The organism is Alicyclobacillus sp. ALC3 (genome assembly GCF_028751195.1).
Lineage (GTDB): Bacteria > Bacillota > Bacilli > Alicyclobacillales > Alicyclobacillaceae > Alicyclobacillus_L.
Genome location: NZ_CP066784.1, coordinates 3,181,451 through 3,207,049, shown reverse-complemented (window position 1 = coordinate 3,207,049; position 25,599 = coordinate 3,181,451). Strand labels below are relative to the sequence as shown.

Sequence of the window (25,599 nt, the reverse complement as noted above, 5' to 3'; positions counted from 1 at the left end):
CCCTTATCCTTCCCAGCGATATCCGATTCCCCACAGTGTTTTAATATAACGGGGATTGGATGGCTGGTCTTCGATTTTTTCACGTAACCGGCGAATATGTACATTAATCACGTTTTCGTCATTATAATAGCTCTCTTTCCATATAAATTCGTACAACTGTGCCTTTGTGAATACTCGCTTGGGATTCGTAGCAAAAAGACTCAGAATTTCGAACTCCTTAGCCGTCAACCTGAGGTCGACATTGTCTTTCCATGCGGTAAAGTTGTTCAAATCAATGCTCAATCTATCAAATATCAAGAGATGGTCGGACGAAAGACTGGCATCTGTATCAGTGCTGGACGCCGCGGGTGAATACGTCGTTGCACGACGAATGGCCGCTTTAATTCGAGCAGATATTTCAACGAGAGAGAAGGGCTTAACGATGTAATCGTCGGCACCGAATCCAAACCCAGTCACTTTATCTATGTCACTGTCTTTAGCCGACATGATGATGATAGGTACTGCACTCTGTTCTCGGATCCGTTTAATCACTTCGATGCCGTCCAACCTCGGCATCATCACGTCAACGATTACGACGTCGAACCGATCCTGCTGAAATTGGTGAATTCCATCCATACCGTCTAGAGCCGTGGCAATAACGTATCCTTCTTTCATCAAATAATTCTGCAGCATCTCAATGATTTGTACGTCGTCCTCAATAATTAGGAGTTCGTTCTGCATGACACTTTCCTCCACTGCACACATAGTATACGGCTAGCTAAATGCACCACCGAGTATCCCGAGACGTACATGAAAGATGGTTTAATGCCCACACAGGTTATCTCATCGGTATTGGCTACTCCCCCTCTGATACGAAAAAAAACTGAGGATGGTGATCCTTCTGACGATGCAACTGAGGAGAACCGCCACTATTCAAGCAAGCCTTCAGTGACACATGCAGTCCGTGTCTACGAAATGATTGGGGCACGTTTACCGGAAATCAGATCCGCAAATATTTGTCTCTGACCTGGGAACAACTTCGCTGGTAACTCATCAAGAGGGAAAAATCGAACGTCTAGGGATTCTTCCGTTACTTGTAGCAATTCACCTTCATAATCCGTACATACGAAATCGATCAACACATTGGCGACTTCATCCCCATTCGGATGAATCCATTCGTTTTTTACTCCAGAGTAAATCCCGAACAGAACCATCTTCCCGAGTCGAAGACCTGTCTCCTCAAACACTTCTCGTCGAGCAGCATCTGCAACGGTTTCGCCAATTTCTAGGTAACCTCCAGGTATACCCCAATGCCCGTTATCTCCTCGTTTATGAAGCAGTAGGCGGTTATCGGCATCAAAGACTAACGCTCCACATGCAACCATGATAATTTTTGTGTTTCCAACCAAAGATCGAATTTCCCGGATGTAGTCTGCCACATGATCTCTCCTCGGATGGCGAGTTTATGCTAATTATAGTACATTATGGAATAATCACCCTATTGTGTATGACTGCCCGATTGCGAAGCAACTCAGTCGGACTAGCGATCGCATATACATGCAAACCGCATAGGACCACGCTCACTTGGTAGTCGCCCTTTTTATAAATAACAGGTGAACGTTGGTCAATTCACTTGCTCCCACGTAGAGCCACCATCTGATGTGTGATATACATTGCCTTTAGCAGTTAGAACAAATCCATCGTTATTCGACGTAAAATCTAAATCCTGGACATTCCAGGGCATCGTATTCGACGCAACACGTCCCCATGTTTGTCCACCATTCTTTGTAGCAAACAACTCGTATCCGTTACTGGCAAAACCGATGTTCGTTAAGACAAAATTGAATTTCCAGCCTTGCGCTGCTTCGGTCCCTTGTTCCTTGGCGGTCACAGGGCTCGTTGGTGTTCATCGTGCCCCGCCGTCACTGGTACGATAAACTATGAGGGGCCCCCAAAAATACCTCGACAGGTAGAACTCCGTCCATTTGGTTAAAGAAAACCGGTGGATACGATGCAAGTTGCGCTTGATGCAGTCTAGGCGGCAAAGATATTGGTTGCTTTGACCAGAGATGCCCATCGTCCGTTGTACGGTACAGATACAGGATACCATGAGCATAGGTGTATCCGGTCAACCAACCGTTGTTGTCGTTGGTGAAGGTCACACCCGTTTTTATCCCTATGGATAGAATTGTCCCACCTTTTATGTTCTCCGTCACCGATATCTTCTGCCAAGTCCTCCCGCCATCACCGGTCTGATAAATAGAAGCCTGATCCCTACCCATGGAATCACCTTGTTCAAACGAGAGCCAACCATGGGAAAGATCGGTGAAATGGATTGTACTGATGCCGCCTACACCTTGCATGACAGATTTTTCCTACGACTTCCCACCGTCAGATGTTCGGTAAATAGTCCTCCGGTTGTGAGTAGGCTGCGTTACAGCGACCCATGCGTGTATCGCGTCTAGACTGTACAGCGCGACCTGCCAGTGCACCGAGGCATCCATGCCACTTGGTGTGACGTTACGCCACGTTGCTCCACCGTTCGTGGTGTACCAGACATGATTGATATCTGTTGCCCAGCCAATTGCTGAATTAACCATGCTTGTGTTTGTCAATCTAAATGTTGACCACCCTGCTAACCGAAAAGTTGACCACCTCGGGCATAATTTACGCTGGCTCCCGTGCAGTTAGGTAGCCAGCGTAGTACCTACTATTTTGGTTCAGAACGGCAAGTCGGATGCGTCATTTTCCTCGTCTTGGACGTGTGAGTGGCTGGAAGGCTCGTCTGGGAACGTCTCGGACCGCAGAATTACCTCATCAACAGTTGTGGTAGGCATTGTCGCCAAGTATCGTTCGGTAGGATCTAACAGATACTTACAGCCTCCATTCTCACCGCGCTTTTTCAACATCACAGCCAATCCGTTGTCGGATATCTCCAAGACCTCTACGGGTTCAAAGCCGTCAGTCAATTGAATGCTTAATGCCATACCTGTCGCTACTGGGATGACTTGGTCCCCCATGTCAAAACACCAAGTGGATTCGTTTATCCGGTCAAACCGTAATAGTCCCTGTTCAGTTTTCACTGCACAACCCCCATCCCAGTACTTCGCTGTCTTCTCTGGCTTTCTTTAAATCTGTAAGAATCTCCGTCAAACACAAGGATGTGAGAGCGGTGGGTCAGCCGGTCCAGCAATGCTGTCGTGAGTGTGGCGTCGTGGAAGACATCGGTCCAACGAGCGAACTCCAGATTTGTGGTAATGAGGATGCTCCCTTTCTCGTATCGGTCAGCGCAGAACTGAAAAAGCAGTGGTCCACCTTGAGCTAGAGAGACATACCCCAATTCATCGAGGATAACAAGGTCGAACTTGTCCCAAGCACGTAGATACCTCGGTAATCTGTACTCCGCTTCTGCCTGGAGAAGTTCCTGGATAAGTTGCATGACGGGTATGAACCGGACCCGGTAGCCAGCCGAGATGGCTGCTAAGCCAATGGAGATTGAGACATGTGTTTTCCCCGTACCACTTCCACCCATGCATACAACATTCTCTTTGTCTCGGATAAAGTTGCCCTCTGCCAAGCTCAGTAACTTTGGCTTTGGCAGACTTGGAATAGACGTGAAGTCAAAGTCCTGAAACGTCTTTTGTGCAGGGAACTTGGCTTGTTGCGTGTAGGTCTGTAGTCGACTTTGCTGTCTAGACGTGAGCTCCTCAGATAGGCAAGCTGAGAGGAACTGTAAAGGTGAATGGTTGTTATCTAACGCTTCTCTGGCGAGTGCACTGTAGACCCTGCGTAAACCAGGCATCCGCAGTTCTTTACAGTAGATCTCAATCATGCCCGTGTAGATATTCTCGCTCATCAATGAACTACTCCCTTCGCTAAGGAGTCGTATCGCGCTGGGTTCTGTTTCATGAGTCTAAAGTGCTGTAATTCATCAGGCACGGTCAGCGCGGACGAGGGGGTACCTGTTTGCAAGAGACGAGCACGGACTTGCTCTGCTGTCACAATATCCGCGCCAATCTCTTCAATGGCAGTCAATATGTCCTGCGACGAAAAAACTCGGTGTAGCAGTAGAATCGCGACAAAGTCTTTATAGCCATCCGGTCGACTGTTGGTCATGCGCCGGCGAATTCGCTGGTACACTTCCGGCAACTGACGAACAACCGCTGCATGGGTTGCGGCATGAGGTTTGTAAGCCAAGACGGGTAAGTAATGCTCTAGCTCAAGAATGGTTTCTTTACGTGAATGACAGCGAGTGTGTGTGGCAACAACCCTTTCGCGGTCCAACACCTCAATCTTCTCTGCATAAGCACGCAGAAGCAATGTCTTACCGACGTAGGCGCTCGGTACTGAGTAACGGTTGTTGTCGAAGTTAACAAGGCAGAGTTTGTTGACAACTACAGGACGTGTTGTTGCGCAACGGTGCGGGTGAACAGGTAGAGCTCGTAATGCTGCGCGCTCCTGCTCCCAGAGCGACCAATTCTTGTTCCGTTGTTTTGTACACCAATCCAGCAGCATCGTATTAAATGTCTCTAGATCAGGAACATCAGGGACTGGGACACAAGTGTGCCGCCTGACGTAACCGACATCGTGCTCCACGCCGCCCTTTTCATGACCCTCACCTGGGCGACAGAAATCGCTGTCGAACAGATAGTGTGCACGCAGACTAGAGAGAAGTTCGTGTTCCTCTCTCATTGGACCAGCAAGAATTTTGGTGACCGCTGTTTTCGGGTTATCATAGCGGACATCTGCGGGGATACCACCGAACCATTCAAACGCAAGGCGATGCCCTTCTAGGAAGGCTTCTAGCTTTTCCGTTCTGAATGCCCGCACGAATGGAACCCCGCTGTTTCGCAGGCGCATGACAAACAAGCTTACATCTGTCGAGACACCGTTAATCTTTATCACGGCTTTGCCAAAGTCTGCTTCTGCGAGTTCACCAGCATCAGCAGTCAGTGGAATAAATGCCTCCTTGGGTCTGTTCCGGAGTTTAGCAACCCAGTGTCGAACGGTAGACTCTGCTGCGTCAAACTCATCTGGATACTCTTCCTTGAGGCGTTCATGAATTCTCGCTGAGGTGTGTTTTTGCTTCTGTGGTACTCCCGGGGCTTCGTCTTGCTTCAACCATGCTTCAATCACTGGAAGCCATTTTTCCATTACAGGGCGGGGACGCGGCTTGGTAAGCCTGTAGCTTGGAATTTCACTATCTTCGAGGAATTTACGCACTGTCTGCCGAGAAATCCTGCATTGTCGACTGATTTCCCTTATAGACCAACCATAAACAAACCGGCATTTCCTGATATACTCTTTATCGACCATCTCGTACAAGTCCTTTCCTCCTGTTCGCGTAGCCTCAGCAACTACAGCGTACAGGAAATGGATTACGAGGTGGTCAACTTTTTGGTTGTCAAAGAACCTCCACGTGGTCAACTATTAGATTAGCAAACACAATGAATTAGATTGCTGAGAGGATGAACCGGTCTGCCTAGAAGAAGTGGAATCACGGATGTCTTCGGTCTTCCGAGAACTGCTTACTGTACTCGCTAATTCAGCACCACTTGTCTTTGAAGTATTTGTACTTTGGTTTGCGGTGGGTGTTGTATTCCGCACCCTGCTGGCGGACTCGGGAACACGAGTGCCACACTCGCGAAAGTGAATGACTGAAATCGCTTCATCCCGGATTCCTCCTTGTCGTACACAAATCAAACGAACCGTTCAGGAAACCGTTTCAACTGATTTCGTCGCACACAAGGCAAGTCGTTGCTGCGTACTCCGAGAGTCCCATAAGAGTTCCCAGGCACCAGTGAATATCCATGTATTTACAGTATTGATCTGAATTGCGCAAAACTTCGGCGCTGGTCAGTACCAAGTGATATCATGCAAAAGCAGACAGCGTTAACGTGGAGGCGATTCTATGGCGCTTAAATGGTTTGTAGATGATGCGTCATTCGAGACACTTCGAGAAGCTGACGAATGGGTGTACTCTGATGCATACAACAAAATTGGAAACGAATACGATGGATACAAAGCTAAAGACCCAAAGCTCGTTTACGTACTTGTCTTTGAGTTGACAAGACGACAAACCCTAATTGGATTTGACTTTGAAATACATTGCGACATTGAAGGGCAAAGAGGTCCCTTTTATAGAGTTTGGGTCACCAAGCAATAATCTTTATTACAGACCCTTGTGTCGCACAGCTGCCCGATAGTCCCGCAAGCATCCACCGACTTGCCCTTTATAATAGTGCGACAGAGATGCCCCATTGCTGTTTAGTCCATCCCCTCACTCACTAACAAACCCTATGCCCCAAAGTATCCAGGCGACAACACACAGTCCACCAGATATATTAAGAAGTGTCTGTGCTGCACCAGACGTTTGCAAATGAAAAAACGGGAAGACGTAGCCCAGTCCAGTCTGGGACGACGTGACGAGGTAGCCAATTACGTAAACGAGGTACACGGTTAGAACAAGTGCCGCTGCTAGAAAGCCCTTTGCTACCTTTGACATTCATATTCCTCATTTCATCGGCCCTTACTGTACACTTCTGCCCATGACCTGAAGAGTGGTAAAGCTTGCGCAATGCATATTCATTCAGTACGCTCGTGCTATTTGCCCACTAATTCCTTCACCAAAGTGTCGTCAATGTACGCACGATAGGTCTGTGGTCTGAACCCAGTCAGCAGCAATTTTCTCTGCTTTTCAATTCTCACGTAATGCCGCTCATTAGTTCCGACTGGGAATTCCTACACCTTAGTCATTTTGAGTGAGAACATCCTAAAGTCATCAACCGCTCTTCGTCCATCAACATCGATGTTCAAATTCCCCCTCCACTGATCCAAGTAAAAATCAACCTCGTGCTTCTCAAACTCGCCTACATTCAAAGAAAACTCCACTGAAATCATACCCCCTTGCTGCATTCTTCTGCCCACTTGTCCCATACGAGCGGCAGCATCACTTCTGCATAAGCATACATTTGGTCAGGGCGGTTAAGGATTGCGGATGTGCCCCTTGAGTTGAAGAAGGACCGATGCATCTCGCATCTGCCTCTCACTAGTTCCGATATAAGTATGTACTACTCAGAAATTCGGCTGTAGAAATTCACTAAGTTTCCATCGGGGTCACGGAAATAAATCGATCGGTTGCCCCATTCTTGCGTGGTCGGGTGCTTTACCCAGTCAACACCAACTTCAGTCAATCTCTCGTATTCCTTATCAACGTCATCTACGTGAAATTCAAGGATTGTACTTCGATTATGTCGCAGTGCCGCTGAATTAGGAGCAAGGCTGTTCTGTTCATCAATGTGATAGATGGACAGATAAGCACCACCATCAAGATTGAACTGAACGTATACGGTGTTATCTGATGGAACAGGAACATCCAATGCCATCGCATAGAAGTTCGCCAGTTTTTGAACATTGTCAGTGAACAAGCACTCGTGAGTCAACCTAGCAGTCATCGAATTCCTCCTTAAGTAAACTGACACCTATTTCGGCGGAAACGCCTAAGACCCCTGCATGCGAGTTTGTTAAGCTCTTCTGGCCAGATGTGCGAGAAGGGATGCTCAGTTACCAACGAACAGTTATGCAATCTGTGGCACCAGCGCAGCCTCAAAATAAGCCTCCATTTGCGGCGAAATTGGGGTCATACAAACCAATATTCGGTCATGTCGGTTGTAACGGAGGTATAACCTATTTGATGTATCATGGCTGTGACATTTCCTCGATGATACGTTCCATGCGTTACGACATGCATTACCATTTCAGACAAACTTGTTTCTCGCTTGCCCTCCCATGGGATATTTAGCCACATTAACTCATGTGGGTTTGCCTTTAGAGATAAAGTTTCCTTATATGCTTCAGATAAGGTTTGAAACATTGCGTCGATTTCATCAATGTTCTTTCCCTTTCCACTTGCCTTTTCAACGTCTAAAGCTTCGGGCATGTCCATACCAGAAATGATGTAGAACCACAGCTAGTCAACGGTATACACATGGGAGATCACGCTGGATATCGAAGGGAAAACACTTTTGATTTCGCGGTGAAAGACCTCAGAAGGCAGTTGCTTCAATCGCTCCAGCAGCGTTTTGTTTGCCCAAGCATGGTAGTTGTACATTTCCAGCATGTTCATCTTAGTCCCTCAATTGTAATTAGAATTTTACCAACCCGGACAGTCTTACCAGTCAATTATCTGATGGATTTGTACAAAACGCCCCTTATTCAGCTCTTCTGCACCTAGCTGAGTAAGCATCACCTGTCGTCGACGAATGTTTATGTAAACCACAGACGACAACACTTCCTTAGGTTAAGCCCCCGTTAGGTTGAAACGAAAAGCACCATTTATTCCAGGGTTTCTGGTTCTCTAAGCCACATGCTCACTACCATGCCACATTTGATGCAGGCTACGATGGTCATTCCTGAATTCTTGGCGAAGTAGGGACGCCTAGTTTGTCTGGGCATTTCATTAACGTGTCCCTGCAATATCCCGTGAACAAATTCAGTGCTACCACAGTTTGAACACGACTCTGGGTCACGATGACCCATTTTTCATCCCCCCTCGTAAAAGCACGTTCCTGCCCCTGTGCTCCATAAGCATCAACAGACTACAGCTGCATAGTCATGCAACGTCGGAAGCCGCTGCCTATACAGTTCAAGCTCCTGTTTGCCGAAGAACGCGTCTCTGTGTGAGCACTTCATGAGGATCAATTTCCGCAATCACAGTTGGACGTTTAACCCGTATTTCGCAAACCAATTGTTAATTTGCTGTGTAGACTCCGACTTATATGCCCCAGTATGCAGACCGTGATGTCCTCCTTGATAGAGGACTAATTTGACTGTCTTGTGAGTGCTCTTCATCTGTTGAGCGAATAGTTGAACCGACTGCCAAGCTACCTGACGATCGGCTGTGCCCTGTAGTAGCAATACGGGTGCTTGAATACTTTGTACATTCGGTGATCGCTGCTTATACGATAACGAATTAATGTTTTCACCATAGTATTCCTGTATGGACGCCATCTCGTCGAAGAAAACTGAACCTGGTTTGGAATTCGACTGCGCCCATTTTACGAAATCAGTAAATCCGGCAAATGGACTTACAGCTATAACAGCCCTTACCTGATGGTCTTCAGCCGCAGTCATAAGAGCAAGCCCGCCACCAAGTGAGTACCCTATTACATACGTATTGTTGGTTTTGATCTCACCCAAGGATTTTGCCACCGTTATGGCATTTGTGACATCAGTCATGTCAGTCTTTATGCCCATTACTGGACCTTGACTGCCCATGTATCCTTGATACTCCGGATACAGCATCACCGTATGGGAATTTGAAAGGTAAGCAGCTTGTTTGGCTGTATAGCCGAAAGAATCATGCTTGATTTCTCGCAACGCGTATCCACCATGGAGATTAACTAGTAGAGGATATTTACCTGGTTTGGCGGGTTCGGTGAGGAAGGCTTCAACCTTGAGCCCATTACTCCAGTAAAACAATTTATATAACCTGACACCGGTACCAGTATAGGAGCGATATGTTTTGATTTCCTGAATCGACGCCAATGCACCGTCTACTGGTTTCTTCGAGACCTTCACTAGGGGTTGCGTTGCATTATTTGAGTCCGGATGTGTCTGATTGTCAGAGGACTGTGAAGTAGAACAACCGACGGTTGTGAGTGCTACAGCGCCCATGATTGCAGAAACAACCCAACGTTTCTTTGACATGACGAATCCCCCCCATGTCCGATCACAATCCTTGTGACCACAGCTAATAATAACATATATTCCATATTGCACTATGCTGCCCCTATGTGCCATAAGCGTTACCCGACTTGAACTGTACAATCATGCGACGGAGGTTGTCACATTGCTGCTCAACTCATGCCCCAAGGAACGGAATGGTGTTCCTCTCGTAAGTCGCCCGTATGAACTTACTCCGCATCGGAATTCAGAAGCCCACCTGGTCTAAAACGAGCCATAATAATTTCATCAACATATTGCCCTACACTTCGAATTGAACCAATCCTCTTTCCTTCGACCACAAATCCATGTCTTTCGTACAAAGCCTGAGCTCTAGGGTTCGTAATCAACACACCCAATTCAACTCTCTCTAACATTAGCCAATTATCAGCAAGGTCAAGTACCTTGGTGATTAGAGCAGTTCCAATTCCGTTGCCATGATGTTCAGCGTCCACTGATATGTAGAAGATGCCGACATGCGATCTTCGTCCAGTCATCTGTACGACAGCCGCATTTCCGACAACCTGTCCATTGACTTCGGCTACAAATTCGTGATGGTTTGCTCCTAGATTTCGATACCTCTCTTGGATTTGTTCAACTCGTGTACTCGGAAGGGAGAGAATGTATGGCATCACGTCTTTTTGCTGTTGAATACGATGTATTGCCATGGCATCACTTGCTTGTGCTGGTCTAATGACAATGTCGACCACGTGACTACCTCCAACATCGAATTGTTAATATCATACCTGTGAAATTGAGTGAGGCGCTATGGGGCTATTCTGCCTGTTAGTTGAATTACTAACACAAGGGGCGGACCGATAAATATTCAATAATGTACATAAAAGCAACAGATCGTGCATACATCTGTAGCTGTGTATATTGTAGCGTTCAACACGATAATCCGGACGCCCAAATTAACTCCTGGACATATCGCTTGCTAGTTCGTGTTCCGTCTACCGTTACAAATAACGCACCTGATTCCGCTCACAATTCTGCTTGAAGATACTTCCGACGCACACGCCGGAACTTTCCCTGGAACGGGACCAACCGTTGTTATAGTTGTCCCAATAATCTAAACAACCGAAAAGGAACCTGTTAAGCTAAGTTGTCGATACGGGAAAGACTACACGGCATCATTCTAAGTACAAGTCGTCCCAGAGCTTGTGAAAAGAGGGAAAGCCATCGCTCAGATGTCATCGTAGTATGGGGGCCACGTCACAATGCTTCACCGTTGGAACAACACGGCTGTGGACAAGCATCTGTCCAGCATTTTCGAGGATGAAGGCCACAAAAACGCTCTTGCCCTCAAGAAGGATCACAAAAAGAAGCTTCGGGACTCTATTCAAAGGTCGCTCGCTTAACACTAATGTTGAGTGGTTCAAAAATATCTGGAGTCACACCAGACTAGGACAAACGAGTGGCCATGGTTGGTTTCCACAGTGAAACTCACCGTTTCCCGACAGGCTCAGCTGCTCAGTCCGAGCTGTTCGAGCCTCTACAACGAGGCGAAGTAGATTTGGTTTACTTGGCTCCCGTTATCTCTATCTCATAACGCTTCGCCAGGGAACTTTACGCCGAGGATAACGACATCATGACCTATAACCTCGTAATAAACCTTGAACGTTCGAATAACAATGCGTGACATCCCCTTAAACTCGCCGTACTCCTCTGTGTAATGCCGACTTACAACTGGATTTGAGAGAAGGTCTTCTGTTCCTATGATGAATTGTGCAATAAAGTTAGGTGTCTCGTCCCGTGTAAAATGCGGGCTTCTGAAAGTAAGCAGCTTTGCGCGAATAGGGATTGGCCAAATAATACGTCGAGGCGTCACTGAGCAAAATCCTTAGATGATAGTGATTTCAGCAATTCTGATGTTGTCATGACTTCCCCGCGTTGATATGCATTCCGACTGTTTTGAATCAACTCGCCAAGTTCAGGATCAGCCAGCACTTCAGAAGCGATCGTTTCCTTGTCGTTTGCCTGAAGTACAATCGTAACTTGACCCTTGCCTGGAATGACAATCTGGCATACGGAGTGATCTTTGTCCAGCTTTTCAATGCGCTCCATAAGTTCATGTGGGGTGCGAACGATATCCATGGTCAGTGTCACCTCCTGAATTCCATGCATGCAACCATTATACAGCGACGGGACACCACAGTATACGCGCACGAGTGGAGATCCAGTGCGAGTCATTGACAACGACAGACGGGCAATCGCCATTTGTGGCAACTGCCCGTATGTCGTTGTGCTTACGAGGTCTTACAGAAGCTTCAGTCCCGGCAGCGGAGAGAATGTTTCGTGGCGTTCCGCAGTCTCGTGCCCCCACAGATACATGTACCCATTGACCATCTCCATTGTTTTTATGGCGCATGGTTCACCAGTACCAGCCACTCCTGAGGCTTTTGCGGATTAGGTGAAGTCATTCGTGTTGTCCATTACGGCCTACACGTATAAACCACCGCTAAGCATTGTTCTAGGCGAAGAAAGCGAGTATCGACAGGACAAGCGGTGCCAGAATCTCAAAAATTGGGCCAAACGGAGTTGCGTACATCCAGAAGTGCATCGACGCCCACCTCATCTTACATAATCGGTCTTGCACAGAAAAGATTGGAGGTCCATCCTAACCATCACCACCGAGCTAGGGCATTGTCCTCGAGTAGAGGGTCGATACCCCACCTAGTGCTACATATGATTTTCCAAGAAGCTGAACTTTCTATGCTGCCTTTGAACGTCTGTAGAAAACAACTCTACATACCGTCGTACCATGTCAAGGGTGCTGTGCCCAAGGATCTTTTGAAGGGAAAAAATATCCCCACCCGCTAGGATGTAATACTTCGCCATGGTGTGCCGGAATGTGTGGGGTGAAACCCGAACATCTCGGATGTGCGCTGTCTCCCCGTAATCTTGAATTAACTCCTGGACGTACCGCTTGCTGATGGGGGTGCCATCCACCGTAACAAACAATCCGTCGGATTCCGCTGCCCCCGTACTTCCAGATACCGCTGAAGAGGCCGTCGAAACTTCCCCTGAAACGGAACCAGCCGCTGCTTTGCACCTTTCCCGTGAATTAGACCACGAAGCGCTCCTTCACCATTGGGGCGACAAGGTGCGCACATCCGAGATCTCAATGTCCTGCTCGCCAGCACCCTCTCGAGGGCCGTGAGGTTCTCCCGGTGCCAGCGCTGGGTATCTGGGGAAAGCAGCCGAATGTCCCGCAGAAACAGCGTCTTGGCCTCCGCCAGGGAGAGAGTATCGTCGGTCCTTTGCTCCCCTTCCACTTGTGCATCCAGGTTGTTTTTCCGCCGTTTTGGCATACCGCGCACGTCTCCTTTTTTGAGATGTGTGCGCCTCCGATTTTAGCCGCACACGTCTTTGGTAGTGTGGGCACACACGTCTCCGTGACGATCGGGGCCAAAACGCGAACAAGGGTTCCCAGGACAATTTTCCCGGAAACCCTTGTCATATCAGGCTTTTTGGTGTCGAGGAGGGGACTTGAACCCCTACGGTGTTACCCACACGCCCCTCAAACGTGCGCGTCTGCCGATTCCGCCACCTCGACATGATAGGGTCGACTTGTAAAGCCGACAAAGCACATTATACGGGCCTGCACTCGGCATGTCAACCGACTTGAGAGACTGATGTCCTGCCGTTTTATGGTTCCCGATGCAACCCCGCCGCACCTCGCCAAACCCGGTCACGCCTCCTCGCATGCGCTCACGCAGCGGCCTAGGTCCACCCCGCTCGCATGCGCCGATGCGACTCGCTCCATATCCACCCAGCCCGCGTTCCCTCGCTCGCGGTGCCGTCTAGGGGGCGGCAGTCCAGAGAGCGCACCCAACAACACAGTCAACGGCGAGACGCCCCGTCCTCTACCCGGTAGCGCCTTTTACTTTCTGCCAGTCGGCGTCGTGGCCATAGATGCGCTCGTACAAGTTGTGGTTGTAAAACACACGGTCAACGAAGTGGCGTGTCTCGCCGACGGGGATGTTCGTAATTGTGCCGAGTTGGCCGTTCCACACTTTATCGTTCAGCCACACTTGCACACGCCTTGGCCCTGCGTTGTAGCCTGCGACGGCTGCGACGACGTTGCCGTGAAACTGCTGGATGAGGTAGTGAATGTACCAGCTGCCGACGCGGATGTTGATGCCTGGCACCGATAGGTCGGCTGTGTTGCCGGAGAGCAGTGCCGGGTTGTAGGCTTGTCCTTCCTGCTGCATCTGCTGTGCAATCCACTGTGCTGTGCCTGGCATTAGTTGCATGAGTCCGATGGCGCCTGCGTCGGACACGTCGGTGGGGTCGAATTTACTCTCGACGCGGATCACGCTTGCTACGAGCAGCGGATCAACTTTCGCTTCCTTCGCTGCCTGCTGGATATCACTTTGATAGCCGATGGGATACATCCAGCGCCAAAATTGGTTCGATGTAATCAAGCCAATCACGAGAATCAGCAGGATGGCACTGGTCAGCGTCCGTTTGTTGAAGAACGTGTCCCACCAGCTTTGGCCCTGGTTTGGAGTGTTTGCCATAGGCTGCGCACCTGCTCCTTCGTCTGCTCTCGAGATGCTGAGTTGTCAATCACGTAGTCCGCGATGCGACGTTTCTCTGCGATCGGCATCTGGGCCTGAATTCTCGCAAGGGCGTCGGGCCTGTCCAAGTTGTCGCGCTGCATTAGTCTCTCCAATTGGAGGCACTCGTCCACGTACACGAGGATGGTTGCGTCGACGGATTTGCGGGTTTCGCCTTCAAACAAAAGTGGCACGTCCCAGAGGATGGGCTCGTCCGGGTGTTCAGCGAAAAACTGCGCGGTCTCGGACCGCATTCCTGCGCGCACGCGAGGGTGGGTGATTTGATTCAAGCGCTCGCGCAACGTGGCATTGTGAAAAATGACGCGCCCAAGCGCGGGTCGGTTGAGTGTGCCATCCGGGAGAAGAACGTCCGGGCCGAATGCTTGTGCAATCTCCGCAAGTGCTGGTTGACCTGGCTCGACGACTTTACGCGCCCAGATGTCCGCATCGACAACATATGCCCCGAGGTCGCGAAACATGCCTGTGACTGTGCTTTTCCCGGTTGCGATGCCGCCTGTGAGTCCGACAATCACGGCTTCACCTCCTCGGTGTGGCGCTCGGTCTTTGCGCGGCTGGTTTGCGCTGGTTTTGCGCGCTCGCCGCTGACGTGCCTTACGCGTCTGCGCCGTGGTCGTTTCTGACACACCGGGCAAACATGGGTGCCGCGGCCGGCGACGCGCAACTTTTCGATCTCGGTACTGCACACGCGACAGGGTTCCCCGTCCCGCCCGTACACCGCGAGTTCCAGCTGGAAGCCGCCGTGGCGACCGTAACCGTTGACGTATGTCTTGACAGACGACCCGCCTGCTTCAATCGCGCGTGTCAGCACGTCGACGACCTGTTCGTGGAGCAGCGCTACCTGCACTCGAGTCAGTGAATGCGCAGGCCGCTCTGGGTGAATGCCGGAGCCGAACAGCGCCTCGTCGACGTAGATGTTGCCAAGCCCTGCAACAGTCGTTTGATCGAGCAAGACGGCCTTGATGGGGGCACTGCGCCTGTGGATGTTGCGGTACAGCGCCGCAGGCGTAAACGACTCGTCAAACGGCTCCGGCCCGAGGGACGTCAACCCGCCCGGCCACGCGTTAGGCCACGGGGCAACGGACGGGATCAAATCCATCGTACCGAACTGACGGACGTCGCGGTAGCGCAACTCTGTGCCATCAGTGAAATAAAACACAACGTGGGTGTGGGGCAGTTCAGGTTCTGCGCCGTCTATGAAGCGGTACTGCCCTTCCATCCGCAGGTGGGAAACCAACACGTAGGGAGGCACATCGAACAAGAGGTACTTGCCGCGGCGACGAACGCCCGCAAAGGTACGGCCGGCGAGTTCTGCGGAAAACCGAACAACATCATCCGGTGTGCGCACGATACGCGCAAGCCTGACCTCAACGTGGTCAATGGTCCGGCCAACGACAGTCCCTTCTAGGCTGCGGCGCACATTTTCCACCTCTGGCAACTCTGGCACTCGTCGACCCCCTTATTTGGCTTCGTACCAGCTCTTACCGTGGTGGATGTCGACGGAGAGCGGCACGTTTAACGTCAACGCGTTCTCCATGTTATCACGCGCCACTTCAATCAGCGTGTCTGCTTCCTGCTCTGGGCACTCAAAAATCAGTTCGTCGTGTACCTGTAGGAGCATTCTCGCCTTCAAATCGGATGTCGCAAGCGCCTTATCGATGCGCACCATGGCGAGCTTGATGATGTCGGCGGCGGTGCCTTGAATCGGCGTGTTCATGGCCGTGCGCTCGGCGAAGCTGCGCAGGTTGAAGTTCTTGCTGTGGATATCTGGCAAGTAGCGCCTGCGGTTCAGCAACGTTGTCACATAGCCCTGCTTGCGCGCACCCTCGACAATGTCGGTCATGTAACGCTGCACGCCCGGGAACTTGTCGAAGTAATCGGCAATGAACTTTGCCGCCTGGGCGCGTGGGATGTTCAGATTCTGCGAGAGCCCATAGTCGCTAATTCCGTAGACGATGCCGAAATTGACTGCCTTCGCCTGCCTGCGCATGAGGGATGTGACTTCCTCGGGACTGACCTCGAAGACATCTGCGGCGGTGCGCGTGTGAATGTCCATGCCTTGTCGGAAGGCGTCAATCAGTGCTTCGTCACCGGACAGGTGCGCGAGGATGCGCAGTTCAATCTGAGAGTAGTCGGCGGAAACAATCACCCAGTCCTCGTAACTCGGTTCAAATGCCAGGCGCAACTTGCGCCCTTCTTCCATGCGTACGGGGATGTTTTGCAGGTTCGGCTCACTGCTCGAGAGTCGCCCGGTTGCGGTCAGCGCTTGATGGAAGCGCGTGTGCACACGCCCTGTCTCGGGGCGAATGACTTTGAGCAAGCCTTCCACGTACGTCGATTGTAGTTTACCCACTTGTCGAAACTCCAAAATCTTTGCCACGACCTCATGGTACGGGGCCAGTCGCTCGAGTACGTCAGCGCTTGTGGAGTAGCCGGTCTTGGTCTTCTTCGACGTTGGCAATCCGAGTTTGTCGAACAGAATTTCGCCGAGTTGTTTCGGCGAATTGATGTTGAAGTCCACTCCGGCAAGCGCGTAGATGTCTTTCGTCAGACCTGTCAGTTGCTGTGTCAATTCTTCTCCGATGTTGCGCAGGCGTTCGGCATCGACATAGAAACCAATCGCCTCCATGCGTGCCAGAACAAACGCGAGCGGCAACTCTACGTCGCGGTACAAGTCGTCAAGCTCCTGGGCGGACAAGGCGTCTCTGAGCGGCTTGCGCAGTTGCGGTAGCAAGGTTGCCTGGCGGGCGAGCGTTTCGACTCGAGCTTCGGTCTTTGCATCGACAGTCCCGATGGTTATGTGCAGTTCACGTTCGACAATGTCGGAAAGGCGAACTTCACCTTCCGAAGGATTGAGCAGGTACGCCGCGAGCAACACGTCGAACCAATCTCCGTCCGCGTGAACCGCCTGCCCATGCGCGTCGAGAAGGACAATCAGCGTTTTCAGGTCAAAGACCGTCTTCTCATACTCCGGCGCCCACAACGGCGCCACGTCGATCAGTTCGAGATCACCCGTTAAATCGATATAGATAGCCCGGTCTTCGCTCCCGACCGCAAGCCCGAGGATGTTGGCCGTCTGATAGTCTTTGCTGTCCATGTCCGCGATGAGACCAATTGGGCTCGGCAGGTCGTTCCACAAGGCCTCCAAATCGTTCGCTGTATCGACAACTGTGACAGGGATATTCGACAGAGACGAGGCGACCTCACCGTCTTTTGCCGCACCGTCAGTCGACGAACTGTCGATTTCCCGGGTAATTTTGTCGACCAGGGACTTGAACTCCAGTTTCTGAAACATCTGCTGTACAGTTTTCGGGTCGTATCCTGCGTATTCGAGGTCCGTGACCGTACATTCAATCGGCACGTCCCGATGAATCGTAGCGAGTTGTTTCGACAATAATGCCAAGTCGCGGTTCTCACGCAGCCGCTCCTGAAGTTTCGCCCCCGGCATCTCGTCGATGTGTTCGAGAATCTCTTCGACAGACGGGTACATGTTAAGTAGTTTGATCGCGGTCTTCTCGCCCACCCCTGGTACGCCAGGGATGTTGTCGGAGGAGTCGCCCATCAGGCCCTTGAGGTCGACGATTTGCGCAGGCGTGAGCGAAAACCGCGCCTCGACGGCGGCGGGGTCGTAGTGGTCTACCTCCGTGATCCCCTTCTTCGTCAGCACGGCATGCACATGCTCCGACACGAGCTGGAGCAAATCCTTGTCACCTGACACAATCAGCGTCTCCATGTCAGCCGCATCCGAAAACCGCGACAGGGTGCCAATGATGTCGTCTGCTTCGAAGTTCTGAACTTCAATCCACCGAATTCCGAAGGCGTCGAGCAGTTCGCGCACGAGTGGGAACTGCTCGCGCAACTCGTTTGGCGTCTCCTGACGGGTGCCTTTGTACGCTTCAAAGTGGTCATGCCGGAAAGTTTTCTTCCCGGCGTCAAAGGCGACCGCGATGTGCGTGGGTTGTTCGTCCTGGAGAATCTTCAGGAGCATCTGCGTAAAGCCGAAAACGGCGTTCGTCACCTGCCCGCGCGCATTGGAGAGCGCGGGCAGAGCGAAGAACGCCCGATAAGTGATGCTGTTTCCGTCAATCAAGACCAGCTTCGTGCGACTCATGACATACCTCGCTTCGCGCTTTGTGTCAGCGGGCCGCTACGACCTGGATGACATTTCGCACGGATTCTGCCGACTTGTCGAGCGCTTCTCTTTCCTCTGGCAACAAGTCGATTTCAACAATTCGTTCGATGCCCCGTCCGCCAAGCACGGTTGGGACGCCGAGGAACAGGTCTTGATAGCCGTACTCGCCTTGCAGGTACGCGATAGCCGGAAGCAGTCGGCGTTTGTCTTTCAAAATTGCCTCAGCCATCTCTGTCAGAGACGCCGCTGGCGCGTAATAGGCGCTGCCGTTGCCTAAGAGGTTGACGATTTCTCCGCCGCCCTTGCGCGTACGTTCGACAATCTCCTCGATGCGGGTGCGCGACAGGAGTTTTTCAATGGGAACACCGCCGACGTTCGAGTACCGGACGAGCGGAACCATGTCGTCGCCGTGGACACCGAGCACAAAGCCGTGCACATCTTCCACAGACACAGACAACTCTTCTGCGATGAACGTGCGGAAGCGGGCGGTATCGAGCACACCAGCCTGACCGATGACCCGCTCTTTTGGGAAACCGGATGTCTTGTACGCTACGTAGGTCATGGCGTCCACTGGGTTGCTGAGGATGAGCAAAATAGTGTTCGGGGAGAATTTTACAACTTGCTCCGTGACTGACTTCACAATACCTGCGTTCGTATTCACGAGGTCATCGCGGCTCATTCCCGGCTTGCGCGCGACACCGGCGGTGATAATGACCAAGTCAGAGTTCGCTGTATCTTCGTAGCTGGATGTACCCATGATGTGTACGTCGGATCCGACGACTGGCATCGCTTCGAGCATGTCGAGCGCTTTGCCGCGTGTCGGGTCCTCCAACTGTGGAATGTCGAGCAGGATGATGTCGCCAAGCTCACGCTGTGCCAGCATAAACGCTGTCGTTGCACCGGTAAAGCCTGCCCCAATGACGGAGACCTTCCTTCGCTTCAACATGTGCGTCCTCTCCTCCCATTCCGCACACAGGTGCGGGGGTGCTGTGTATACCACCAAGCCCGCGAAGGCGCGTGTGAACCGAACCTACCGAGCTGAAGGAGAGGGGTGAATGAATCGCCCCGCCCCCTCTTTCGCTCAGTGTCAGAGGTTCTGGATAATCGCGTCCGCGAACTGCGAGGCCTTCACCTCAGTCGCGCCTTCCATCAGTCGCGCAAAGTCGTATGTCACCGTCTTTTGAGCAATTGTCTTCTCCAGAGCGGCTGTAATGTTTTCTGCAACTTCCTGCCAGCCCATATACTCGAACATCATCACACCAGAGAGAATGACTGAACCAGGGTTGACCTTGTCGAGTCCAGCGTACTTCGGAGCGGTCCCGTGCGTCGCCTCAAAGACTGCGTGACCCGTGACGTAGTTAATGTTCGCTCCTGGCGCGATGCCGATTCCGCCAACCTGAGCAGCGAGGGCATCGGAGATGTAGTCACCGTTGAGGTTGAGCGTCGCGATGACGTCGTACTCTGCCGGACGCGTCAAGATTTGTTGCAGGAATGCATCGGCAATGACGTCTTTGACGATAATCTTGCCAGCGTCGACAGCCGCCTTTTGTGCGGCGTCTGCTGCTTCTTGGCCTTTGTCAGCCTTAATGCGGTCGTACTCGGACCACGTAAAGGCTTTGTCACTGTACTCGCGCTCGGCGAGTTCATAGCCCCAGTTTTTGAAGGCGCCTTCTGTGAATTTCATGATGTTGCCTTTATGCACAAGCGTTACGCTCTTGCGCTGATGCGTCAACGCATATTCAATCGCCGCTCGAACGAGGCGTTCGGTGCCTTCCTTCGAAACCGGTTTTATCCCGATGCCGGATGTCTCTGGGAAGCGGATCTTTTTCACTCCGAGTTCGGTCTGCAAGAAATTGATGAGCTTGTGCACCTCCGGGGTGCCTTCAGCCCATTCAATGCCAGCATAAATATCCTCTGAGTTTTCACGGAAGATAACCATATCAACGAGTTCAGGGCGTTTCACTGGAGATGGCACACCTGTAAAGTAGCGCACCGGGCGCTGGCAAACGTACAAGTCGAGTTCTTGGCGAAGTGCTACGTTCAAGCTTCGAATGCCGCCGCCAACCGGCGTCGTCAGGGGTCCCTTAATGCTGACGATGTACTCGGTCAGTGCCTTCAACGTGTCTTCCGGCAGCCAATTCTCGAACTTGTTGAACGCCTTTTCACCTGCGTACACTTCATACCAATGAATCTTCTTCTTGCCGCCGTACGCCTTTTCGACAGCTGCGTCAAAGACCCGGACGGATGCCGCCCAAATGTCCGGACCTGTGCCATCGCCTTCGATAAAAGGAACGATAGGTTCGTCTGGAACATTCAACTGGCCATTCTGCAGCGTAATGGGGTGACCACTGGTCGGAGGATGGTAGTGCTGAAATTGCGCCATGAAAGAGCCTCCCTCTATGTACCCAAATGGGTGGTGTGGCTGAGCGCCTGACCCATCCCGTTGTACGACGCAGCGGGGTGCGCCACCGCTCCTGACAATTTGCCACCAAGGATCTTACCATAAAGAAAGTTGTCAAACAAAAGTCAGAATTATCTCTAGACGCAAACAGACACAGTTCCCAAGGGGGTCTCTGCGCCTGCAAATCGGTTGTTGATTTTTTGTCACGTTTATACGACGAACCCGAGCTTCTCCTTGACGTCTTGCACGGTCACTTCCGCGACTTCGGCAGCACGCTCAGCTGCGTCACGAAGCAACGCAGCGAGTTCCCCAGACGACATCAACTCACGGTAGCGCGCCTGAATGGGTTCAAGCGCTGCGACGACCACCTCAGCGAGGTCCTTCTTAAAGGGCCCGTAACCCTGTCCGGCGTACTGAGCGACGACATCTTCCACCGTGCGGTCTGCACAGAGGGCGTAAATCGTGAGCAGGTTGCTGATTGCAGGCTTGTTTGCATCATCGTATCGCACTTCGCGCTCAGAGTCGGTCACAGCACGCGAAATTTTCTTGCGCACAACATCAGGCTCATCAAGCATGGAAATGTAGGCGCCAGCGCTCTCATCGCTCTTGCTCATCTTCTTTGTCGGCTCTTCGAGACTCATGATACGGCCGCCCACTTTCGAAATATACGGTTCCGGTACCACGAACGTCTGTCCAAACCGGTTGTTAAATCGCTCTGCGATGTCACGCGTCAACTCGAGGTGTTGCTTTTGGTCTTCCCCAACTGGCACGAGGTCCGCCTGGTAGAGGAGGATGTCTGCAGCCATCAGCGCTGGGTATGTAAAGAGCCCCGCCGTCACAACATCTCTCTGGGCGGACTTGTCTTTAAACTGCGTCATCCGGCCTAGTTCCCCGTAGTACGCGATGCACTGGAGCAACCAACCGAGTTCCGTGTGCTGCCGAACATGCGACTGAGCAAATAACGTCGATTTCTTTGGGTCGATCCCGGATGCCACGTACATCGCTGCCAAGCTCATCGTGTTCGTGCGCAGCACTGCAGGGTCCTGGGGCACTGTGATGGCGTGCAAGTCGACGATGCAGAAGTAGCATTCCGCCTCGTTCTGCAACCGCACAAAGTTCTTCATGGCGCCAAGGTAGTTGCCGATGGTCAGGGTCCCGCTCGGTTGGATGCCGGAAAACACACGCTTCATCTGGATTCCACTCCTTTTGCTAATAAAAAACCGCCCCTCGCGGGACGGATGTGAGCAGTGACGTCATTCGCGCGATGCAACCGCCCAAATGAACTGAGCGAAGAAGTTGTTCACGTGGGCCCACGTTCCGTTTTGAACGTCCGTGCCAAGTTAGGCACCTTTATCCTACCCGGATTACAGGTGAACTGCAAGCCTTGTCACGGTGTCGGGATGACGCCCGTGATTCCTCGTGATGTAGCCCTTGCGTTTTGCGCTGGCGAGACTTACGCGGTGTGCAGAGCGGTGTGGTGTTGCTTATTTGGATTTAATCTGACCGCTGAGCAGCAGCAACTGCCGGGCGACAATCAGCACCGCGGCAACGTAGTACCAAATACGGATGAGTATTCCGGTCGGATCAATCAGCGTTAACAGCGACAGGATGATAAGCGGTAAGACGTCAAGGAGCATCGGACGAGTCACCGCTTCAGCGAGCTCCCCGATGTTGGCGGAGAGACGTAGGCCCTGCAGAACACGCACAACGATGGTGCAGCCAATGGCGATGAGAACGATCCACATCGCGATCAGCATTCCGAGATGATGGTAACCAATCACAGCCAACATGGACACGACACCTCCTTACCCCGATTACGGCCACTGCGCTGTGCAAGGCAGCTGGCGGCGGCAAGGAGATGTCCCTGTGGCAGGCTCGCCCAGCACCATCATGCACAGTGAACCTAACACACTCTATGGCCAGGCAGGTGTCGTCGCAACGGCAGTTGTCCGACCTGGGATGGACAGGCCGGACAACGCTAAACGCTAGCAGGAACTACAGGATGCGCGGAAAGCGGAGGCCGATGCTACTTGCGGTGTTTGTCGAGGAACTCCACAATCCTCCGATACGCCTCAATCTCGTTCTCCTTTTTCGAAAACCCGTGACCCTCGTCGGGAAACACCAGGTACTCGACTTCGACGCCGCGTGACCGCAGTGCTTCGACAATCTGATCGGACTCTGCTTTCACGACACGTGGGTCATTCGCTCCCTGCACGACAAACATCGGCTTCGTCATCCCATCCAGGTAGGTGATAGGTGAATCCGCTGTGAGCCTGTCTTTGTCTTTTTCGGGATGGCCAACCCAGATTGTCATTGCAGGTTTCCAGGAATCCGGCACTGAATCGATGAAGGTGAACAGGTTGGACGGCCCAAAGATGTCGACAACGGCCTGGAAGTACTCAGCGTGTCGGCCGTGCAAGAGCAAGCTCATATAGCCACCGTAACTGCCACCGACAAGGAACAGCTTGTCGCGGTCGGCCTTGCCCTCCCGAATCAACCACTCCATGCTCTCGACCATGTCCCGCCGTGGCCCATGGCCCCAGTCGCCGTTCACCATTTGCATGAACTTCGCGCCGTAGTTGGAACTGCCGCGGAAATTCGGAGCCCAGACATTGTAGCCACGGCTTGTGAGGTATTGGAAAAACGGGCGGAACATCTTCCGCTCCGACGACTGGGGACCGCCGTGTGGCCACACCACGGTGTAACCGTTCCTCGTCAGCGGGTTGGCAGGGAACCACAGGGCTTCAATTTCGAGGCCGTCGAACGACTGATAGTGCTCCACCTCCGCGTGACTCAAGTCAAACGGCTCGGTGCCCATCACGCGGTTGTTCGTAAGTGACTCCCAACTCCCACCTAGTGGCTTGCGGTACAGGTTGAAAGGGTCGACGTCACTGCGACCCAGTAAATACACGGTCCCGCTCGCGCCGACATGCAGCCCCTCGATGACCGCGACTGGCACATCGACTTCCTCTGTCACTCCTGTCTTCAAGCTGTACGCAAACAAGCGGTCTTGTACGCCTTGTGATGCAATAACGTAGACCGTGCCAGTTGACTCGTGCACTGCCATTCCAGAGAGGTCGACACCGGGTTGAGCCCAAAGTTGTTCGAACTTCTCCGTGGTAATGTCGTAACTCGCCAGGTAGGCGCTGTCGGAGCTAAAGTTAGTCGTGAGCACCACGCGACCGTTGTCAAGGTAAGCGAGGTCGTGAATGCTGTGTACAATCGTTGGATCCGGCGTGATTGGACGCACATCTTCCCCAACGTGCAGAAACGGCACGATGAATGTGTTGGCGTACGACTTGGCAGTCACAAAACTCGATTCATCAGGCGCCACAGCCACAAGTTCGGTCGTCGTGTCTTGTCCTTCGTACAGCGTCCGCTCTTCTCCCGTCTCGAGGTCGTATACGTACCCGTTCATAAAGCTGTGATTCTCTTTGTCTGACGTATAGTACACACGGTTTCCATCTTTGGAGAGCGCGGTGAAGTAGTGACGGCGCCCTTCGAATGTGCGAATTGGCGTCAGCGCGCCACCGCTTGGCGCGATTACGTACAGTTGCGTATTTTCGTCTCCATCGTGGTCGAACCCCACCAGGATATAGCGCCCTTGCGGGTCGAACTTCAATGCTTGCGGAGTCTGGTCAACGTACGTCAGAGGATATGGGTACGTGTTGGGCAAATCAAGCCCCCAGACGTTGTAACGACCGCTGAGATTTGTCGAGACGGCGATGCGCTGCTCGTCCGTGCTGACGGTAAACCCGGTTACCGCGTAGGTGCGGAAAAACTCCTGAATATCCGGCTGCGGAAATCTGAACATGTCTGCCAAATCGGCCAAGTCGGCAACCCCTCTCTTGGTCAACCGTCGGGATCATCAGAAAACAGTTCTGCAAGCAAGCGGTCCCGATGGTTTAAAAACTCCTTAGTTACAGCGTAGTGGTCCGTCTCCTCGTATGCAATATCTGACAGTGGACTTGTGTCGAAGTTGAGGATGCGAGCATGTGGGTAACCGAGCAAAATCGGTGAATGGGTGGCAATGATGACCTGCGCGTTGCCAGACTCTTCGAGGTCGCGCAAGATGCGAAGCAGCGCCAACTGGTGTGTTGGAGACAGCGCGGCCTCGGGCTCGTCAAGCAGATACAGCGCCTTTTCAACACGGCGGTTCTTCGGTTGCCGCGACGATGACGCCGCTTGGTTCTTGACCCGACTTGAGGAAGAGGCAGACTGGGGAGTGGCGCGGTTCGATGCTGATGACGACTCCCGGGTGGCCCGGTTCGATGCTGACGACGACTGGCCGCTCTGGAAGCGGTTCGTGATCAGCGCGAAAAATGACTCTCCGTGCGAACGCTCGTGCAGCGACTTGCCACCGTAGAGGGCAAACCCGGTGGAACCGTACGGCTCCTTTTCAATCTCCTCAATGTACGTCGCAAAATTGAAGAAGCTCTCCGCACGCAGAAAGAATCCGCGCGTGGCCTTTGGCAACCACGACAGTTTGAGGTGTTGATACAGAATCGACTCTGTGTGAGCCGTCGCAAACGTGTTGCCGCGTCCTCCCCCTTCGGGGTTAAAGCCGGCCGCAATGGCAATCGCCTCGAGCAACGTTGACTTCCCTGAACCGTTTTCGCCTACGAAGTATGTCACGGCCCTGTCAAAGTCAAGTCCGTCCACACCGCAAAAAGCAGGCAGATTAAACGGATAGCTGGCTGGCTCTTCTGGCCAATCGACAAAACGGACTTCGCGCAGGAACATGGCGACACCTCACTGTTGGCTTGCAACGGTGTCTCTAT

At 52.1% G+C, this 25,599-nt stretch carries 24 protein-coding genes, 1 tRNA gene and 1 pseudogene; 1 reads left to right on the top strand and 25 read right to left on the bottom strand.

Annotated elements, in window-relative coordinates; translation table 11 throughout:
• Window positions 1-3: 3 nt before the first annotated feature.
• From JC200_RS14755 to istA, 7 genes are all read right to left on the bottom strand, one after another.
• Window positions 4-720 (bottom strand): response regulator transcription factor, encoded by a 717-nt coding sequence (locus JC200_RS14755; protein WP_274432443.1) that lies wholly within the window; start codon window positions 718-720, stop codon window positions 4-6.
• 227 nt (window positions 721-947) lie between these two features.
• On the bottom strand, window positions 948-1,418 hold the full coding sequence (locus JC200_RS14750; RefSeq protein ID WP_274432442.1) for an NUDIX hydrolase: 471 nt from the start codon (window positions 1,416-1,418) through the stop codon (window positions 948-950).
• A gap of 185 nt (window positions 1,419-1,603) precedes the next feature.
• Window positions 1,604-1,870, bottom strand: a complete 267-nt coding sequence (locus tag JC200_RS24480; RefSeq protein WP_443111824.1) for a WD40/YVTN/BNR-like repeat-containing protein — start codon at window positions 1,868-1,870, stop codon at window positions 1,604-1,606.
• A gap of 31 nt (window positions 1,871-1,901) precedes the next feature.
• The gene (locus tag JC200_RS14745; RefSeq protein WP_274432441.1) at window positions 1,902-2,342 is read right to left on the bottom strand and encodes a hypothetical protein; all 441 of its coding nucleotides are present in this window, start codon (window positions 2,340-2,342) and stop codon (window positions 1,902-1,904) included.
• Window positions 2,343-2,699: 357 nt separating this feature from the next.
• Window positions 2,700-3,062, bottom strand: coding sequence for a hypothetical protein (locus JC200_RS14740; protein ID WP_274432440.1), 363 nt, complete (start codon window positions 3,060-3,062; stop codon window positions 2,700-2,702).
• Window positions 3,059-3,835: an IS21-like element helper ATPase IstB gene (istB, locus tag JC200_RS14735; protein WP_274432439.1), complete on the bottom strand. Its 777-nt coding sequence runs from the start codon at window positions 3,833-3,835 to the stop codon at window positions 3,059-3,061. Before istB ends, JC200_RS14740 begins: the two co-directional genes overlap by 4 nt.
• Window positions 3,835-5,295: an IS21 family transposase gene (gene istA, locus JC200_RS14730; RefSeq protein ID WP_274436562.1), complete on the bottom strand. Its 1,461-nt coding sequence runs from the start codon at window positions 5,293-5,295 to the stop codon at window positions 3,835-3,837. The genes istB and istA overlap by 1 nt, the downstream gene beginning before the upstream one ends.
• Window positions 5,296-5,890: 595 nt before the next feature.
• Between istA and JC200_RS14725 the strand changes: the two genes are divergently transcribed.
• The gene (locus tag JC200_RS14725; RefSeq protein WP_274432438.1) at window positions 5,891-6,145 is read left to right on the top strand and encodes a hypothetical protein; all 255 of its coding nucleotides are present in this window, start codon (window positions 5,891-5,893) and stop codon (window positions 6,143-6,145) included.
• Window positions 6,146-6,259: 114 nt separating this feature from the next.
• Here the strand turns inward: JC200_RS14725 and JC200_RS14720 are convergent, their stop codons facing one another.
• From JC200_RS14720 to JC200_RS14640, 18 genes and pseudogenes are all read right to left on the bottom strand, one after another.
• Complete coding sequence (locus tag JC200_RS14720) at window positions 6,260-6,484, bottom strand: hypothetical protein (protein WP_274432437.1); 225 nt, start codon at window positions 6,482-6,484, stop codon at window positions 6,260-6,262.
• Window positions 6,485-7,049: 565 nt separating this feature from the next.
• Window positions 7,050-7,433: a VOC family protein gene (locus JC200_RS14715; protein ID WP_274432436.1), complete on the bottom strand. Its 384-nt coding sequence runs from the start codon at window positions 7,431-7,433 to the stop codon at window positions 7,050-7,052.
• Window positions 7,434-7,618: 185 nt separating this feature from the next.
• Window positions 7,619-8,089 (bottom strand): annotated as a pseudogene (locus JC200_RS14710) (DinB family protein).
• A 599-nt stretch (window positions 8,090-8,688) separates the two neighbouring features.
• On the bottom strand, window positions 8,689-9,687 hold the full coding sequence (locus JC200_RS14705) for an alpha/beta hydrolase family protein (RefSeq protein ID WP_274432435.1): 999 nt from the start codon (window positions 9,685-9,687) through the stop codon (window positions 8,689-8,691).
• A 206-nt stretch (window positions 9,688-9,893) separates the two neighbouring features.
• Entirely contained in the window at window positions 9,894-10,412 is a 519-nt protein-coding gene (locus tag JC200_RS14700) for a GNAT family N-acetyltransferase (RefSeq protein ID WP_274432434.1), read from the bottom strand.
• Window positions 10,413-11,529: 1,117 nt separating this feature from the next.
• Window positions 11,530-11,799, bottom strand: coding sequence for a hypothetical protein (locus JC200_RS14695; protein WP_274432433.1), 270 nt, complete (start codon window positions 11,797-11,799; stop codon window positions 11,530-11,532).
• A gap of 585 nt (window positions 11,800-12,384) precedes the next feature.
• Window positions 12,385-12,654 (bottom strand): tyrosine-type recombinase/integrase, encoded by a 270-nt coding sequence (locus tag JC200_RS24475; protein ID WP_443111913.1) that lies wholly within the window; start codon window positions 12,652-12,654, stop codon window positions 12,385-12,387.
• A 522-nt stretch (window positions 12,655-13,176) separates the two neighbouring features.
• A tRNA-Leu gene (locus JC200_RS14690) sits at window positions 13,177-13,261 on the bottom strand.
• Between the two features lie 310 nt (window positions 13,262-13,571).
• On the bottom strand, window positions 13,572-14,228 hold the full coding sequence (locus tag JC200_RS14685) for a lytic transglycosylase domain-containing protein (RefSeq protein WP_274432432.1): 657 nt from the start codon (window positions 14,226-14,228) through the stop codon (window positions 13,572-13,574).
• The gene (gene coaE / locus JC200_RS14680; RefSeq protein ID WP_274432431.1) at window positions 14,165-14,800 is read right to left on the bottom strand and encodes a dephospho-CoA kinase; all 636 of its coding nucleotides are present in this window, start codon (window positions 14,798-14,800) and stop codon (window positions 14,165-14,167) included. The genes JC200_RS14685 and coaE overlap by 64 nt, the downstream gene beginning before the upstream one ends.
• Window positions 14,797-15,732, bottom strand: a complete 936-nt coding sequence (gene mutM / locus JC200_RS14675; RefSeq protein WP_274432430.1) for a DNA-formamidopyrimidine glycosylase — start codon at window positions 15,730-15,732, stop codon at window positions 14,797-14,799. Before mutM ends, coaE begins: the two co-directional genes overlap by 4 nt.
• Window positions 15,733-15,744: 12 nt before the next feature.
• Entirely contained in the window at window positions 15,745-18,396 is a 2,652-nt protein-coding gene (polA, locus tag JC200_RS14670) for a DNA polymerase I (protein WP_274432429.1), read from the bottom strand.
• Window positions 18,397-18,421: 25 nt separating this feature from the next.
• Window positions 18,422-19,363: a malate dehydrogenase gene (mdh, locus tag JC200_RS14665; protein ID WP_274432428.1), complete on the bottom strand. Its 942-nt coding sequence runs from the start codon at window positions 19,361-19,363 to the stop codon at window positions 18,422-18,424.
• 141 nt (window positions 19,364-19,504) lie between these two features.
• Window positions 19,505-20,800: an NADP-dependent isocitrate dehydrogenase gene (gene icd, locus JC200_RS14660; protein ID WP_274432427.1), complete on the bottom strand. Its 1,296-nt coding sequence runs from the start codon at window positions 20,798-20,800 to the stop codon at window positions 19,505-19,507.
• A gap of 227 nt (window positions 20,801-21,027) precedes the next feature.
• On the bottom strand, window positions 21,028-22,008 hold the full coding sequence (trpS, locus tag JC200_RS14655; protein WP_274432426.1) for a tryptophan--tRNA ligase: 981 nt from the start codon (window positions 22,006-22,008) through the stop codon (window positions 21,028-21,030).
• Window positions 22,009-22,302: 294 nt separating this feature from the next.
• Window positions 22,303-22,608: a hypothetical protein gene (locus JC200_RS14650; RefSeq protein ID WP_274432425.1), complete on the bottom strand. Its 306-nt coding sequence runs from the start codon at window positions 22,606-22,608 to the stop codon at window positions 22,303-22,305.
• Window positions 22,609-22,844: 236 nt separating this feature from the next.
• Window positions 22,845-24,650 carry a S9 family peptidase gene (locus JC200_RS14645; protein WP_338000174.1) on the bottom strand — a complete coding sequence of 602 codons (1,806 nt, stop codon included), beginning with the start codon at window positions 24,648-24,650 and terminating at the stop codon, window positions 22,845-22,847.
• Between the two features lie 20 nt (window positions 24,651-24,670).
• Window positions 24,671-25,561, bottom strand: coding sequence for an AAA family ATPase (locus JC200_RS14640; protein WP_274432424.1), 891 nt, complete (start codon window positions 25,559-25,561; stop codon window positions 24,671-24,673).
• Window positions 25,562-25,599 lie beyond the last annotated feature (38 nt).

Excerpts from the sequence above, each read along its gene's own strand:
- JC200_RS14705 (WP_274432435.1), bottom strand. The coding sequence starts at position 9,687 with ATGTCAAAGAAACGTTGGGTTGTTTCTGCAATCATGGGCGCTGTAGCA.
- JC200_RS14695 (WP_274432433.1), bottom strand. The coding sequence starts at position 11,799 with ATGGATATCGTTCGCACCCCACATGAACTTATGGAGCGCATTGAAAAG.
- JC200_RS14685 (WP_274432432.1), bottom strand. The coding sequence starts at position 14,228 with ATGGCAAACACTCCAAACCAGGGCCAAAGCTGGTGGGACACGTTCTTC.
- JC200_RS14650 (WP_274432425.1), bottom strand. The coding sequence starts at position 22,608 with ATGTTGGCTGTGATTGGTTACCATCATCTCGGAATGCTGATCGCGATG.
- polA (WP_274432429.1), bottom strand. The coding sequence starts at position 18,396 with ATGAGTCGCACGAAGCTGGTCTTGATTGACGGAAACAGCATCACTTAT.
- JC200_RS14640 (WP_274432424.1), bottom strand. The coding sequence starts at position 25,561 with ATGTTCCTGCGCGAAGTCCGTTTTGTCGATTGGCCAGAAGAGCCAGCC.
- istB (WP_274432439.1), bottom strand. The coding sequence starts at position 3,835 with ATGAGCGAGAATATCTACACGGGCATGATTGAGATCTACTGTAAAGAA.
- mdh (WP_274432428.1), bottom strand. The coding sequence starts at position 19,363 with ATGTTGAAGCGAAGGAAGGTCTCCGTCATTGGGGCAGGCTTTACCGGT.
- icd (WP_274432427.1), bottom strand. The coding sequence starts at position 20,800 with ATGGCGCAATTTCAGCACTACCATCCTCCGACCAGTGGTCACCCCATT.
- JC200_RS14715 (WP_274432436.1), bottom strand. The coding sequence starts at position 7,433 with ATGACTGCTAGGTTGACTCACGAGTGCTTGTTCACTGACAATGTTCAA.
- JC200_RS14745 (WP_274432441.1), bottom strand. The coding sequence starts at position 2,342 with ATGCAAGGTGTAGGCGGCATCAGTACAATCCATTTCACCGATCTTTCC.
- JC200_RS14720 (WP_274432437.1), bottom strand. The coding sequence starts at position 6,484 with ATGTCAAAGGTAGCAAAGGGCTTTCTAGCAGCGGCACTTGTTCTAACC.
- istA (WP_274436562.1), bottom strand. The coding sequence starts at position 5,295 with ATGGTCGATAAAGAGTATATCAGGAAATGCCGGTTTGTTTATGGTTGG.
- JC200_RS14725 (WP_274432438.1), top strand. The coding sequence starts at position 5,891 with ATGGCGCTTAAATGGTTTGTAGATGATGCGTCATTCGAGACACTTCGA.
- JC200_RS14755 (WP_274432443.1), bottom strand. The coding sequence starts at position 720 with ATGCAGAACGAACTCCTAATTATTGAGGACGACGTACAAATCATTGAG.
- trpS (WP_274432426.1), bottom strand. The coding sequence starts at position 22,008 with ATGAAGCGTGTGTTTTCCGGCATCCAACCGAGCGGGACCCTGACCATC.